Raw genomic sequence first — 590 nt, 5'->3', positions numbered from 1 at the left:
CGCATTAATCCAGATGCGCATATCGCCGCAGGCGCGTCGCAAATGTCCTGAACTGCCCGAGTTCTGGCAGGCACGAGCCATTACCGTAGTCGATCCATCAGCGCGCAAACAGATTCTGCTTACATCACTGTTCGATCGCAAACGTTACAAAGCCGTCGACATTACTGCGTGCTATGAACGACGTTGGCAAATTGAAACGAGCTATCGGGAATTGAAGCAGACTATGCTGGGCAAGACTCTTACGCTGCGCAGCAAAACGGTAGAAGGCGTCTACCAGGAAATATGGGGAACACTGACCGCGTACAACTTAATCAGACTGGAAATGGCAAAAACGGCGCTCGCCGTGAAATGTGAACCGACTGAAATTAGCTTCGTGCGTGCCTTTCACGTCATCCAGTACGAACTGCACTGGGCCGCAGTAACTCGCTCATATGGCAAGTTGCCGGCTCTGTTGCAACGCTTGCGGCAACGATTAGTCGCCCTGCTGAACGAAGACCGACCCGGTCGACATTACGACCGGGTCGTCAAAGCGCTACCTCAACGTTACTCCGTCCGGGTCCTGAAAAGAGACCTTAACTGAACGGCATTAG

1 protein-coding gene is annotated in these 590 nt (G+C 52.9%); it reads left to right on the top strand.

The window, feature by feature from the left end; genetic code table 11:
* A partial coding sequence (locus KHU33_RS26200; protein ID WP_211468492.1) for a transposase occupies positions 1 to 580 on the top strand: 580 nt, incomplete at its 5' end.
* Between the last annotated feature and the right edge of the window lie 10 nt (positions 581 to 590).

Source organism: Collimonas silvisoli, from assembly GCF_018305005.1.
GTDB lineage: Bacteria > Pseudomonadota > Gammaproteobacteria > Burkholderiales > Burkholderiaceae_D > Collimonas > Collimonas silvisoli.
Note: the sequence above shows the minus strand (reverse complement) of the source record. Positions and strands in the feature narration are given on the sequence as shown.